Raw genomic sequence first — 13,286 nt, 5'->3', positions numbered from 1 at the left:
AGCGCACCCACGCCTGGTTCAACCGATTCCGTCGATTGCCCATCCGCTATGAGCGACGCGCAGACATCTACGAGGCCTTCACGAGCCTCGCCGCCAGCCTCATCACCCTCAACCAGATCAGACGGTTCTGTTAGGCGCTCTAAGTCATCAACCCAACGGGATTCCCATGGCCGGCCTCAAGGACAAGCGTGGCTTTATCGACAAGGACCGCCTCGATCTGTCGGAACGCAAGGCTGTCGAGTTCTGGATGAAGCGCTGGGGCGTCACGCAGGACCAACTTACGGCCGCGCATCGCAAGGTCGGTCGAATGACCAAGGACATCGCGGCCGAGCTGGGCAAAAAGCGTTAGGAAATTCTCGAGGCGAGCAAAGCTTCGGCTTGCGGACCGAGTCGGCGGCCAAGCGGCATATGTTTACCCGCTACTGGAATGCGCCCTGAGCAGACATTAGCGAAACGCCAGGTAGCAGACATTCAGCTTCGGATGGCCGACCGTCTCGTGTCCACCCTTCTCATAGCTTCGGAAGGTCCGTTTGTCGGTGATCTGATCAGCCCGAAAATTCTAAGGTAGCCAAAAGTTGAATGCCCTTTTCTGTTGTACGAGGCCGAGCAAAAGACCGACTACTAACGAAGATTTTTACCTAATGTAGATCGAATTTATTTCGCCACCTCTCACCGCGAGCGCCTCTCATCTAAACGTTTTGTCAGGAGATCGATTTCCCGCCGCATGAAAGCGATGGTCCGGTCGGCGTCTTCGCGGTTCCGTGCCAGATTTTTGACGAGCTCGTCTCGTGAATTTTCGAGTTTTGTTATCCGATCTTCTGCGGTCTGCAGGATCGGTGTCTTGCCCTCGAGCGCCTGCACCTTCTGCTTTAGCTCGGCGATGGTCATGTTCGATTTCTCGACTGTTTCGTCGGCTTTACGGATAGATTCCTGAGCCCCTTTGATCATCGTCCAAGAGGAGGTGAGAGCGCTTGCGACGCCCAGCACCGCGCCGAGTACTGCGAGGATACCGATGCCTCTCGCCCAGTTCTGCAGACTTTCAGAGCTTTCCTTTGCCTCACGCGCGTCGCTACTCGCCTGCCCCAAGGCGGCTGGGATAGAGCTGACAATTGGCCGGCCACCATTAGCTTTGAAAAGGTAATAATCTGGATCCTTGAAACATTTACTTTTAGGGAAATCTACAGCTTGCGTTTTTCTATTCGGGAGTAAATACTTATCAAGTTCTTCGTAGCTAAAATTATCGAAATTCGCAGTGGTTTTCGTGAATTCAATCCATATAAGGGCTTCGCTCAAGTCGATCTGATACTCAGTTGAGGTGAGATTGTGTAAGGGAACAAGTAGCTGTCCTTCAAAGCCTGGATCGACGAGCGGTCCAGTGCCTAGTAGTAGCCCACGATGAACATGTGTGATTCGAAGGTTGAAACGAATTGCAATGTAACTGGGCAGGCGAAACTTCGTTCTAGTCTGCACAAAAGTAATTGAGTTAGCGGGCAGTGTAAGAAAATAATCTTTTTTGGTAATTTTCTTTTTCTTGCGAGTGTTTTTCTCCCAATATATGAACTCGCCGCCAGCAAACACCTCATATGACGCGCTCTTAAGGTGTTTTTCGTCAAATTCGTCCAGCATCGAGGTAAGCCGAATGTAGTCGTGAATTTCCGACGACGACAGCAGGCCGTGGGGAACAGATTTTAAAGGGTCTACCGATTTGAAGCGTCTGGCACGAGCCTTATGCTCCGCTTCATTCTCCGCATGGCGATCAAGCGGACCTGTCTCGGGCGTATCCATACGCAACGTCTCCCTTCGGTCGGCCTGTGTCAGGGCGACTGGCCCAAAGCGCGAAGCCGGCGCGCGACCGAGTTCGTTGCCTCGGTCTGGCCCGAAGCAGTTCCTTCGTGTCTAGCTATTGGCCAACGGGACTCCAACTATGGCCACGTATCATCCACCCGCGGATCGCGCAGAGGGTCATGCAAAATCGGTATGTCGGCGACGTCGGCGATTTCGCGAAGTACGCGCTTTTAAGGCGGCTGACCGAGGCAGATCGGCTGAAGCTTCGCCTCGGCGTCGTTTGGTGCGCTTTTCCAGATGAAAGCCACAACGGCGACGGTAGGCACGTCGCTTATCTCCGCAACGAGATGTTCGCAGCTCTCGATCCGGACCTACACGCGCGTCTGCTCGGACTCGTCGACACAGGATCCCGGACTATGCGCGACGTTGAGGTGTCGGGCATTCTGCCGAAGCAGACACTTTTCTATCGCGAGCCTTCTACCGGATTGGTTGGGGATGCCGGCACGGTGGGACACAGAAGACACGCTTATCGGACAGCCTGGCTCACTGGTGCCTTGTCGGCGACGAGGCTGGCGGACCTCGTGTTCTTCGATCCAGACAATGGGATCGCGACGCAGTTGACTCCGCGCCTGGGCCCGAAATCGGGCAAGTTCATCTTCAGGGACGAACTGATGCCGTTCTGGCGGCGTGGCCAGTCCCTAGTGATCTACCACCATCTCAATCGGACCTGCACGGCGGAGATCCAGACGGTCAGGCTCGAGGCCACTCTCGCCGAGATGTTCCCCGGATCGCCCAGTCTGATACCGCTTTTGTTTCGCCGCGGATCATGCCGCCATTTCTGGATCGTGAGTCAGCCAAGCCATGCGGTAGCTCTGGGCAAGGCTGCGGAAGCGTTTCTCGCCTCAGGCTGGTCGACTCACTTCTCTCCACTGGCGCGATCCCGCCAATCCTCGACGACGTCCGCTGGACCAGTACCAAGCCAATCGACGCGGATGCAGAGGGGTCGCTCGACGGCGTTCTTAATGAAGTCGAGGACAGCTGGTTGAAATACCCCGCGTCGGGCGGCCGGATCGACGTAGTCGACATGGTTCAGCACGATCCGGGTCGGGGCGTTTGCGGCGATCGCCCCTCCAACGACAGCGGCTTCGAACTCTCCGACCCGCCGGACTTTCTTCGTCGCCGTCGTAAGTTCCACGAAGTCGGGCGGCAGCATGGCACGGTCGGCAATGGCCCGCCACGTCGTCTCGCGTTCCAGTCGCCCAGAATTGCCTGCGACGCGGATCGGATGGCAGCGGATAACGAGCGTTACGTCGTCAACGTCGCACGGGCTCAAACCTGCTTCGCCGACGAACGTCGCGGCGGTCGTGTCCCGGCTCGTAGCCTTTGGATATTCGGGCCCGTGCAGTAGGGAGAGGCCGAAGCCCTGCGATCCCTCGATCACGATGCGCTCTCCCCGGTTCAGCATGGCACGCATTACGGCGGTCGTATCGCCTAGATACGGCTGCAGCCTTCCTTCGCTACCGGCAAGTGCCGTATCGCCTCCGCGGGCCAGGCGGCGCGAGAGTGCGGCACCGGTCCCTGAACCGGTCGACCCCAGGCGATCGATGAGGCCGGCCCGGCGTTCGCTGTCGCGGTCTTCCGTCGAAATCAGGGTCGCCAGGGGACTCACAACGACGCGGTCTGGGCCCAAGCCGAGCCGTCTTATCTCGGCGAAAAGGATGTCGAGGTCGATGATGGCGCCTGGCGGCAGGATCGCCATCGTATCGGGCGCCATAACGGACGCAGGAAGCTGGCGTAGCGAGTGTGTATCGCCTCTGACGTCAACCACCGTATGACCCGAATTGGTCCCACCGACGCGCACGACGGCGGAAGCCTTCATGCGCCGGGCGATGTGATGGGCGACCTTGCCCTTTCCTTCTGAGCCGAACTGCCCACCTACGACGACGGAAACTGGCATGTCTCACCGATCTTAGCCGCGTACGCCTCGACGAGGCGAGCGACCTCGCGCTCCAAGGCATCCATACCAGACTCGTTGGTCAACGTCACAGATGCGAGACGCCCCAGCTCTTCGACGGCGCGCTCGACCGGCTGCGCCTCAGCCTCTACCAACGAGCGGCCTTGATCGGGCTCGGCTGCATATCGTTTCGCCCGGATGGCCTCGGACGCCTCAACTCGGATATGCAGGAGGCGGTTACCGTAGCGTTCGAACAGGTGGACCATGTCTTCTGGCCACCTCAGGCCGTCGATCACCGCCATGTCAGCTCCCTCAAGCCGCTCGACGATTCGGTCGCACAACCACGACTGCCCTTTGGTCTCGTGAATTTCCATTCCGATTGCCTGCCGGCTCACTCTGTCCGGATGGATGCCCCGTTCCTCGAGCAGATCATCGAGGACCATGCTGAAGCGAGCGTACTGGAAGCCCTTCGCCTCGAGCATTCGCGCCACGGTCGTCTTGCCCGCCGAAATCGGTCCGCTTAGAGCGACGATCGGGCCGCCCGGCTTAGCTTCGAGACTTGGCACGATCAGAGCATTCTCATCTGGGCCGTCGAGCGCCTCGTAGCGACCTTCGAGGAAGAAGACGCCGACGAGGGCCGATGTGACGGCATCGAGTTCGTCGTGGGAAACCTGACCGTCCGCAAAAGGTCCCCGAAGACCGAACTCGGACAGTCCGACGGCGAGCCATTCCTTCCCAGCGCCCTTGCGTGGGATCCCCATGATATCCTGTGCGGCGCCGGGATAGCTTTCGATGACGGGAACGCCGAGCCCGCGCAGCCGGCCGGCGAGCCTCATGCCGCGCGCGGTCAGCTTTTGCATGCTCGGAAGCAAACAGGGATAGACGTTGATGCCGCGTCGCTTCAGCGTCCGCTCGCAGATCCGCATGATGCCGAATTCGTTGCGGGCCGGATCGTCGTCCCATGGTACCGTTCTCCCACGAGGGAGCGACAGCGGCGAGTCGATGGAAACGAGAGTGGCGGAGGACGCTAGAACTGCATCGACTAGATCGTCGTCGGTCGCGATCAGGGAGGTCGCGACGTCTCGGCCGCGGAGCACAGCGAACCCAGATGGCTTGGCTTCTGAACCGGTCAGATCGATTCCGATAACGGTCGCACCGACCGCATCACAGAAGAGCTCGTCGAACCGAGGCGAACGGCGCGCTAGCCGATCGGGCAAAGGCGGAGTGAAGGATGCGGCCGAGTAGTCGGACGGCGTCGGGTTCCGATTGGAGAAGACCGGGATCTCTCCGAGAAGATCGTCGCCAACCCCAGTGCGCGATACGATGTGGTCCAGGATCGCGGTCATGCCGCGCACGTCGGCCTCGTTGTAGACGAGCAACCGTCGCAGGGCATCGAGATCGCCCCTGAGATAGCGATGCCAGAGTATGACCGCCATCGCTCCGTCGGACCGCTCGAACCCTTCCCGCAGCCGCAGCCCAAGCTCGATCTCGATCGCCTTCTGGCCTCCCGCCAGACCTATGCGACGGGCAGCGAAGCGCAGATCGAGATGATGCGGCGGCAGCTGCACAGTTCCGAAGGTCTTCAGCAGGAACGGCACGTCGAACATCTTGCCGTTGAAGGTCACGAGCACTTCCGCACCGGCGAGCGCATTGAGCAGCTCGGCGGGATCGTCGCCGGCGATGAAAACGCGGTGGCGGTCGGCCGTCTGATAGCCGACGACTGTCAGGACGTCGTAGTACCGGCTCAGACCGGTGGTTTCGACATCCAGGAACAGGACGCCATCCGGGTTTCTGACTGCTGCAGACAGTTCGAGTGGGATGGCGGCCAGCTCGCGCGCCGCGGCGTTCCGCGCTGCCGACAACCGCGGAGCCGCCTTTTCCGTGCGCGGGAGATCGGTCCAGAAACTGCTCTGACCGTCATGAGTCTCCATCTGCGGGGTCCCAGCTGTCGGCTTCCGGTCCGATCGGACGCCTCGGTGGACTTCGCGCGATCTACGATAGATAACAACGGCAGAGCGTTAACTTTCGGTGACCGACTGTTTCGCTCCTGGCGCAGCCGGGCAAATTGCGGTGGACGGGGACGATTGGACCGAACGCTACGGGAACGTCACGGTGCGCCTTTCGCATATTGGTGCCCGTGGAGGACGTGTGCTGCCCGACATCTCTCCGCAGGCGTGGCGCAGGGCCGCGAAGTTCGTCGACCTCTTTGGGCCTGAGCGCTCGCTGTTGCTTCTAGATGAGCGTGCCGAACGGGCCCTTCTTGCCGGCAGGGTGAGCTCGGCGTGCAATTGGCGGAGCCTGATGGCGGCGGTGCACGCGATGTCCGAAGACGAGCGCGAGGATGGCGAACGAGACCATTGATGGTTAGTCGGGCGCCTTGGCCCACTGGACCGCGATAGCTCCCCCCTCGTCGCCGAATGCCTCGATCAGGTCGGTTCCGAGGCTTCGCAGCGTCTCATCGAACTTCCACGGGGCGTTGACGACGACGAGACCGCTGCCGGCGAGGCGTAGACCATCGGGCGGGAACCGGTAGAACTCGGCCCAGAGGCAGCTCGGCACCCAGTCGCGCTCCAGCTGCGCCAGTATCCGAGGTCGTGTCGTCGGATCCTTGACCGGGTACCAACCGACATAGATCCCAGTAGGCCATTTCCGGATCGCTGCGGCCAACCGGCTTCCCAGCCGATCCGGCTCGTCGCGGCTCTCGAATGGTGGATCGATAAAGACTAGTCCGCGGCGTTCGGGCGGAGGAACGAGGGCGGTCATGGCCTCGTAGCCGTCGCGGTGATGGACTGCGACGGTACCGGTGCGCGCGAAATTCCTGCGGAGGATTATTACGTCCTCGGGATGGAGTTCGCAAGCGACGAGCCTGTCGTCTAGCCGCAGCCTGTCCGCAACGATGGTCGGCGAGCCCGGATAGCGTCCTTCGGATAGGTAGGGACGCACCAACGACGCATAGGACGCCGCTTCGCCTCCGAGCCTGTCGAAGACGGCACCTATGCCCGCTGCCGCCTCGCCTGTTCTCACCGCTTCCGAGGAGTCCAGATCGTACAAGCCGAGGCCCGCATGCGTGTCGAGCACCATGAACGGCTTTGGCTTTGCAAGGAGTCTGTCAAGCAGGTGTACAAGAGCTGAATGCTTGAAGACCTCCGTGTGGTTTCCAGCATGAAAGGCGTGTCGATAGTTCATCTGCGAAACTCTGGGGACATCAAGGTCGCAGGTACGGTGCGCAACCTTACAGGGCCAAGGAGGCGTTCAGGGATGCCTCATTAGTGGGAGGACGGTCCAATAGACCATGCTTGCTCCGCCCAGCATGAGGACGATGCCGGGAGCGGCCCGAAACAGGACCAGCGAGAGGAACTCCCATCTCGCTTTTCGACGAGAGATCATCTCGTTTGTCGCGTCGTCATGGGCGCGTGACGGAAATTGCGCCACTGCCGCGAGAACGTCTCCTACGACCCCATTCATGGCGATGACGCCAAGAAGCACGATCCCGATCTCGGCGAGGAGTGCCGCGATGAAGATGCCAAGATCGGGAGACGTTGATTGCATGTTCGACTGCCGCATGGCTTGGGTGATGGCTCGATCCGATAAGGGCACGGATCGCGTGGCCGTCCTACACCGTCGGCTCAGGACGTCGAAGCTCCAAGACAGCTCGGTAACCGATATTTCCGGGGGGGCGACGACAGCCGACACCCAATGGCTTGCTTAGGCGCAAAGCCGAGTCCCAACGACGTTCCGCAACCGCACAACGGGTAGGGTAGCCAAGCTTGCTGATAGGGGCTTGGCTGTCCAGATAGCATTATGCAGGGAACGTAACAAGAACTGGTGCGGCGCTGCGATGTGGGATATCGTTAAAGAGAGCGGGAGCGCGGCGTGGCAAAGAACTCACGAATCGAATGGACGACCCACACGTTCAACCCTTGGTGGGGGTGCGTGAAAGTCTCTCCAGCGTGCAAGCACTGCTACGCCGAATCTTGGGCGAAACGCGTAGGTAAGGACGTGTGGGGCATCGGTGCTGAACGCCGATTTTTTGGCGAAAAGCATTGGGCTGAACCACTTCGCTGGAACGCGGTTGCGGCAACTGAAGGCGAGCGTCCGCGGGTATTCTGTGCATCTATGGCGGATGTGTTCGAAGATCGCCGGGATCTCGATCCATGGCGAGATCGTTTATGGGATCTCATAGCCGCAACCCCAGCGCTCGACTGGCTATTGCTTACGAAACGACCGAGTCTGGTTCGCCGCCTTATCCCTTGGGGCAACGATTGGCCACCGAATGTTTGGATAGGCACCACCATCGAAGATCAGGATTGGGCCGACGAGCGGTTACCAGAGCTGGCGGCGTTGCCGGCCGCAGTACGCTTCATATCGGCTGAACCGCTATTGGGACCGGTTGACCTTGGGAAATGGGCTCAGTCGATCGATTGGGTGATCACAGGCGGAGAGAGTGGCCCAAAGGCGCGGCCATCGAGTCCTTCTTGGTTCAGGAGTCTTCTCAACCAGTGCATGGCTGCAGACATCCCCTTCCATTTCAAACAGTGGGGTGATTGGGCGCCTAGTCAGGGGATCAATCTCGCAAAGGCGAGGGCTACGCCAGTAGAGGATGGAGCCACCATGCTCAGGGTAGGCAAGAAGGTGGCTGGGCGCCAATTCGATGGCGTCACATGGGATGGGCTTCCGCGATCGAGGTCGGCATGAGAGAGCTCCCTCTTCTTTTCGACGCAGCCGATCTGCCCCTGAAGCCACTTACAATAGAAAAGAATTTTAAGTCTCTTCAGTACCCGGTCTGGTCGGAAGACAAGGCCAAACTTATCCAAGAATATCTCCGGCTTTTTACATTTATTACCAAGCATGGCGTATATATAGATGGATTCTCGGCGCCTCAGCAGCGTAGCATGACGGATATTTGCTCGGCAAAACTAGTCATAGAGACTGAGCCAAAGCGCATCAAAACCTTCTGGCTGTGTGATTTGGACCCGAAAGGTGTCGATTTGCTGAAAACAATCGCGGCTTCAGATAAGACACCCAAGCGCCGCATAGAAGTACGTGAAGGAGATTTTAATCTACTCCTACCTGAAATATTGTCATCGGGCTGCATTACATCAAAAACTGCGACATTTGCTTTGCTCGATCAGCGTACATTCGAATGTTCCTGGGAGACAGTTCGAGCGCTATCAGGTTACAAACCAAATTTAGACCCCCAGGCAACTAAAATCGAGATCTTCTACTTCTTCGCTACAGGCTGGCTTGATCGCTCAATCGCCGCTGTAAGTCGGCCGCGAACCACCGCTAAGTTGGAAAGTTGGTGGGGGCGCTCAGATTGGCGGCAGCTGCAAGGAATGCAAGGTGTTCCGCGTGCAAAGATGCTGGCAGATCGCTTCAAGAGCGAGCTTGGTTACAAGTACGCCCACCCTTATGCAATTCATAGTCGGCGGAGGCACGGACGAACAATGTACCACATGATTCATGCGACGGATCATGCCGAAGCTCCGCTCCTGATGCTCAGGGCCTATCGCAAAATTTCGGGTCGACCAGAAATTAATCTGGCCTCCGCACAGGTTGATATGGCTGATCTGTGGACGGACGTTGAATGATGTCTTGCTGCCGGCGCCCTACAGGCCCTTTTCACACTGACCGGCGCACTTCCGAACTAGTTTGCGGTCGCCACGCCACTGGCTGAGTGCTTCTTGCGCCAGACACTGGATGAGGGCTCGCTGTCCCTCCTCGATGTCGAGTTCCGCTCAAGGTTCGAGTCGGCGGCGCGATCCTCTACGTCGAGGGGCCGCTTTTCAAGCGCGCGAACCTCTTGACCGACCTGTGCGGGGCCACGTCTTCTGACGTGATCATACGCGCGCCCGCCACGGCGAAGGCCGTCGCAATCATGCTCGCGATTGACGCCCGAGGTGGTGAGGCGGCCGGTTGCGCTGAGCTTGCAGTGGCCGTGAAGGCGTCTCGTGGGTCGAAGTCGATCGTCGCCTATGTGGCCGACGTTGGCGCATCTGCGGCCCATTGGATTGCCTCGGCGGCTGACCCAATCGTGCTCGGCCCGAGCGCAAATGTGTCGGCTCGATCGGCGTCCGCAGGTCGATTCCCGATACTTGTGCGCACGACGAGCGGGCCAGCATCCGCCGCTTCGGCTTCATGTCCTCGAGTCTCCGTACGAGGTCAACAACCCGGCGACCGAAGACGACAACGCGCTGATCAAGACGCACGGCGACGCCCTCGTTCAGGTCTTCGTCGAGGTGGTCGCGGACAACAGCGGCGTGACCGGAGCCGTGGCCGTATCTGCGGGCATGGCCGACGCTCATGGCACCTGCAAGTCCTTCCTGGTGGACCTCGTAGCGTGCCGGCAGGTGTAGCGGCCTCAGCGTCCGCCCCTCGTGCTCCCGCTTCGTCCCTTTTCCATCAACCGCTCCCACATCGTCGAAGGGCCATCCCGCCATGTTCATCACTCCCACCATGCCTCGTACTGTGGCGGCCATGCCGGTCGCGCCATCGACGCTCCGGTCGCTGCGATCCGCTGCCGAACTTGCGCGGATTGAGGGTGAGAGAGCAACGAATGCCATGCTCGCTGCCACCAGCGCGCCAGTGCTGGCGGATGCTCCCGCCGCGGGCGACGGCAACGATCCGGCCATGGCGACGCGCCTCGACGCTACCCGCCAGCGCGTGCCGACCAGCAGCAGCCAGAACACTGAGGAAGAAGCGGCGGACTGCAAGATCCTTGAAGCCCATTGGACAGTCGAGCCCGACAAGGAAGCCGGGTGGCGGAGATGACGGTAAGGCCGACGTGCAGGCGATCATGGCCGCGTGGCGAGGAGCGTCATTTAAAGTAATCCAACCTGCCACAGCCGAGATAACTTACCTTGCCGCCCGGATTTGGGGGGTGCCAGGAACGGCAGATGTCGCTACTTTCCGATGCCTCCCATGTGAGGCTGAGAGAGTTGCATGAACCAAGCGCAGGCGCGCCGTCTCTTCCGGCTTGCTGAAGATGCCATCAACCGGCTCGATCTTGCGCTTTTCGCAACCGAGGAAGCGGATGCTCTTGGGCTGGTTGAGGCTGACGAGCGCCAAAAAGCCTTACGTCAACTAATTTTGACGGGCGACGCGCTACTTGCATTTTCCGGTCTCGACGGTAGCGCCGTTGTACTGCTCGACCAAGTTAAGACAGCCTTTGCCGAAGCTAAAGCGAAGCCATTTGATGTTGTTGTTGCGGCGTCTGACCACGCTGAAGAGAGCGAGACTGAAATATACAAGCACCCTATTGTGTTTAGAGACCTTCTGGGTCGAATCTCCGCAATCTATGCGCTCGATCCCAGCCAAATCGAGCAAGGTCTCAGCATCGCGCAGGGACAGCTGCTAACTATTTGTCGCAATTTTCCAGCATCGATTCAAATGATGCTTTCAAAAAACATTATTGATGTGCCGCGCGGCGAGCATGATGTGAAGCATCTTCTATTTTCAATTGTGAGGGCGAGTTTCACAGACGCTGTGCCGGATGGATCTGTAGCTTTTGCTGGCGAATATCGACGACATAGACCAGATTTCGGCATTCCGCGGCTCAAATGCTGCGTTGAAACTAAGGTTGCTCGTGACAGGCCGAGCATATCCTCAGCTATAGACGGGATTATTGCGGACCAGTCAAACTATGGTTCCGACGAATACAAGATATTTATCGGCGTAATTTATACGAGCGACGATACCTTAACTAAAGAACAGTTCGATAAGGAAATAGCTGATCGAACGGCGAAAGGTGGCGAGCCAAGTTTTGAATGGCACTGGGTTCTAACACATGGGCCCTTATCGCCATCGATATCACGGGCCGCGCCTTCCCCATCCTATCGTCCGGACTAATAACCAGTAGCTGACGGTCGCGGCGAGGCAGACGGCAGCGAAGTCGTTGCGGGCGAGCCGGTCGTAGCGGGTGGCGATGCGGCGGAAGTCCTTGGGGCGGCCGAACATGCGCTCGATGGCATTGCGGCCGCGATACAGCACGGGCGAGAAGCACGGCTTCCACCGGCGGTTGATCTTGGGCGGGATGTTGGGTGCGGCCCCGGCCGCTTCGATCTGCCGGCGGATGGCGTCGGTGTCGTAGCCCTTGTCGGCCAGCACGATGCGGCAGGCGGGCAGACGTTCGAGCAGCAGCGTGCCGGCCTTGCAGTCGGCGGCCTGCCCACCGGTCAGCAGGAAGGCGAGCGGGCGGCAGAAGCGATCGGTGAGGGCGTGGATCTTGGTCGTTCGCCCGCCACGCGAGCGGCCGATGGCTTGGTTCTGCTCCCCCCTTTACCCCCGGCGGCGCAGCGATGCGCCTTCACGGCGGTGGAGTCGATCAGCACCGGGGAGGGCGGGCCGCCGGCTTGCGCCAGCGTCTCGAACAAGCCGACCCAGACCCCCTTGGCCGCCCAGCGTACGAAGCGGTTGTAGAGGGTCTTCTTCGGCCCGTAGACCTCACGCGGTGCCTCCGTCCAACGCCCGCCGGACTTGAGGACATGGACGATGCCGCTGATCACCCGCCGGTCGTCTACGCGCTCCTTGCCCCGTGTGTCGGTGGGCAAGTGCGGCGTGATCCGCGCAAACTGCTCGTCCGTCAGCCAGAAATGATCCATCGGCTCCTCCCACGGAAGCCGTGAATCACACCCAAGCCGTCCGCGCTACCATTATGGGTCCGGACGGTAGCCCTGAGTGAAATCGGTGTGACTGTGACAGCAGCATCCAAGTCGATGCGCGCTGCTGATGTGTGCTTCAAAGGATGAACCGGAAGGGCGTACTGCTGCCGAAAAAGCAGTGCAATCGATGTTCGCTTTGATGAGAACATAGACCAATGGCTAAGGTCGGGTTGGGTCGGAGCCGGAACGTCCGCTTCGGGACGAAGGGTCAAAGTCCGGTTGCCACCCCTAGCCGAAGTTGCCGGACGGCTGACGAATGGCCGCTTTCGGGAAGTGCTGATCACTGTCTGCACGGCTGGCACGGGTCGGTTGGAGCCTGTCCGCTTTTCCAACCGACTTTCTCCGAAGCGGTCATTCTGCTTTCGGCCAATCTCGGCCACCCTAGACCGCCTGCGTGAACGTCTCAGATGGGTGGATTTCCCGCCCGTCCGCTTCTGGGTGACGGATGCATCAAAGCGGACATCGTCTGCACTCCCTCGCATTGAGAGGGCATGTCATGGGCGCTTGTCTCCGCCGGGTTTCAGTTCGTCGATGTGGTAAGCCATCAGCGGTGCCAGCCGCGCGATGTGTGGCTGCCACCGAGCCCGCAGCGCGAGATAAGTCTCGGCGCCTGACCCGTCGGGCGTCGCCTCGATCCCCGCCGATGAGAGCTGCCTGACAGCTTCGGTGAAGCGCGTGCGCCATGCCTCGCTTTCGCCCCTGCTAACGTCGGCCGGCGTTGGCAGGTCTCCGCGCGCGAATGTCGTTTCGAGCGTGACCACGAGCAGCATGGCGACGCGCCAGATCGCGTCGACGGCGGCGGTCTCCTTCAGCCATGCCGCCTGACGGTCTCCGATACCGCTGCGGATTAGCGACACCGTGTCGAGGGCGACGAATGCCTGTGCCGA

At 59.8% G+C, this 13,286-nt stretch carries 13 protein-coding genes and 2 pseudogenes; 8 read left to right on the top strand and 7 right to left on the bottom strand.

Annotated elements, in window-relative coordinates:
* Together MKK84_RS00445 and MKK84_RS00440 are read left to right on the top strand one after the other, a co-directional pair.
* Positions 1–134 (top strand): annotated as a pseudogene (locus tag MKK84_RS00445) (IS5/IS1182 family transposase); the annotation flags it as partial.
* A 32-nt stretch (positions 135–166) separates the two neighbouring features.
* Positions 167–349 (top strand): DUF3606 domain-containing protein, encoded by a 183-nt coding sequence (locus tag MKK84_RS00440; protein ID WP_003600567.1) that lies wholly within the window; start codon positions 167–169, stop codon positions 347–349.
* Positions 350–669: 320 nt separating this feature from the next.
* Here the strand turns inward: MKK84_RS00440 and MKK84_RS00435 are convergent, their stop codons facing one another.
* The 3 genes from MKK84_RS00435 to MKK84_RS00425 all read right to left on the bottom strand — a co-directional run bounded on the left by MKK84_RS00435 (position 670) and on the right by MKK84_RS00425 (position 5,670).
* Positions 670–1,785, bottom strand: a complete 1,116-nt coding sequence (locus MKK84_RS00435) for a dCTP deaminase domain-containing protein (protein WP_243916069.1) — start codon at positions 1,783–1,785, stop codon at positions 670–672.
* Between the two features lie 916 nt (positions 1,786–2,701).
* Positions 2,702–3,742, bottom strand: a complete 1,041-nt coding sequence (locus MKK84_RS00430) for an adenylosuccinate synthetase (RefSeq protein ID WP_243916068.1) — start codon at positions 3,740–3,742, stop codon at positions 2,702–2,704.
* Complete coding sequence (locus MKK84_RS00425; RefSeq protein WP_243916067.1) at positions 3,721–5,670, bottom strand: ribonuclease H-like domain-containing protein; 1,950 nt, start codon at positions 5,668–5,670, stop codon at positions 3,721–3,723. Before MKK84_RS00425 ends, MKK84_RS00430 begins: the two co-directional genes overlap by 22 nt.
* Positions 5,671–5,887: 217 nt before the next feature.
* Here MKK84_RS00425 and MKK84_RS00420 point away from each other — a divergent pair, with 217 nt between their 5' ends.
* Positions 5,888–6,100 (top strand): hypothetical protein, encoded by a 213-nt coding sequence (locus MKK84_RS00420; RefSeq protein ID WP_243916066.1) that lies wholly within the window; start codon positions 5,888–5,890, stop codon positions 6,098–6,100.
* Positions 6,101–6,103: 3 nt separating this feature from the next.
* Here MKK84_RS00420 and MKK84_RS00415 read toward each other — a convergent pair whose 3' ends face one another.
* Both MKK84_RS00415 and MKK84_RS00410 read right to left on the bottom strand, forming a co-directional pair.
* Positions 6,104–6,925, bottom strand: coding sequence for a 23S rRNA (adenine(2030)-N(6))-methyltransferase RlmJ (locus tag MKK84_RS00415; protein WP_243916065.1), 822 nt, complete (start codon positions 6,923–6,925; stop codon positions 6,104–6,106).
* Between the two features lie 66 nt (positions 6,926–6,991).
* On the bottom strand, positions 6,992–7,303 hold the full coding sequence (locus tag MKK84_RS00410) for a hypothetical protein (RefSeq protein ID WP_243916064.1): 312 nt from the start codon (positions 7,301–7,303) through the stop codon (positions 6,992–6,994).
* Between the two features lie 309 nt (positions 7,304–7,612).
* Between MKK84_RS00410 and MKK84_RS00405 the strand changes: the two genes are divergently transcribed.
* From MKK84_RS00405 to MKK84_RS00385, 5 genes are all read left to right on the top strand, one after another.
* Positions 7,613–8,434: a phage Gp37/Gp68 family protein gene (locus MKK84_RS00405; RefSeq protein WP_313899305.1), complete on the top strand. Its 822-nt coding sequence runs from the start codon at positions 7,613–7,615 to the stop codon at positions 8,432–8,434.
* Entirely contained in the window at positions 8,431–9,330 is a 900-nt protein-coding gene (gene tcmP, locus MKK84_RS00400; RefSeq protein ID WP_243916063.1) for a three-Cys-motif partner protein TcmP, read from the top strand. Before MKK84_RS00405 ends, tcmP begins: the two co-directional genes overlap by 4 nt.
* Before the next feature lie 504 nt (positions 9,331–9,834).
* Positions 9,835–10,095: a hypothetical protein gene (locus MKK84_RS00395; protein ID WP_243916062.1), complete on the top strand. Its 261-nt coding sequence runs from the start codon at positions 9,835–9,837 to the stop codon at positions 10,093–10,095.
* A gap of 82 nt (positions 10,096–10,177) precedes the next feature.
* Entirely contained in the window at positions 10,178–10,510 is a 333-nt protein-coding gene (locus tag MKK84_RS00390) for a hypothetical protein (protein WP_243916061.1), read from the top strand.
* Positions 10,511–10,681: 171 nt separating this feature from the next.
* The gene (locus MKK84_RS00385; protein WP_243916060.1) at positions 10,682–11,587 is read left to right on the top strand and encodes a hypothetical protein; all 906 of its coding nucleotides are present in this window, start codon (positions 10,682–10,684) and stop codon (positions 11,585–11,587) included.
* On the opposite strand, the gene MKK84_RS00380 is transcribed toward MKK84_RS00385, so the two are convergent.
* Both MKK84_RS00380 and MKK84_RS00375 read right to left on the bottom strand, forming a co-directional pair.
* Positions 11,549–12,339, bottom strand: a protein-coding gene (locus MKK84_RS00380; RefSeq protein WP_243916059.1) for an IS5 family transposase whose coding sequence is annotated in 2 segments (ribosomal slippage) — positions 11,549–12,009 and positions 12,009–12,339 — 792 coding nt in all. Because the reading frame shifts where the segments join, the coding sequence is not laid out codon by codon here. The two genes, MKK84_RS00385 and MKK84_RS00380, sit on opposite strands and share 39 nt — an antisense overlap.
* Positions 12,340–12,893: 554 nt before the next feature.
* Positions 12,894–13,286: pseudogene (locus MKK84_RS00375) on the bottom strand (two pore domain potassium channel family protein); the annotation flags it as partial.

The organism is Methylobacterium sp. E-065, from assembly GCF_022829605.1.
GTDB lineage: Bacteria > Pseudomonadota > Alphaproteobacteria > Rhizobiales > Beijerinckiaceae > Methylobacterium.
This window is presented reverse-complemented; position numbering and strand designations above follow the sequence as displayed.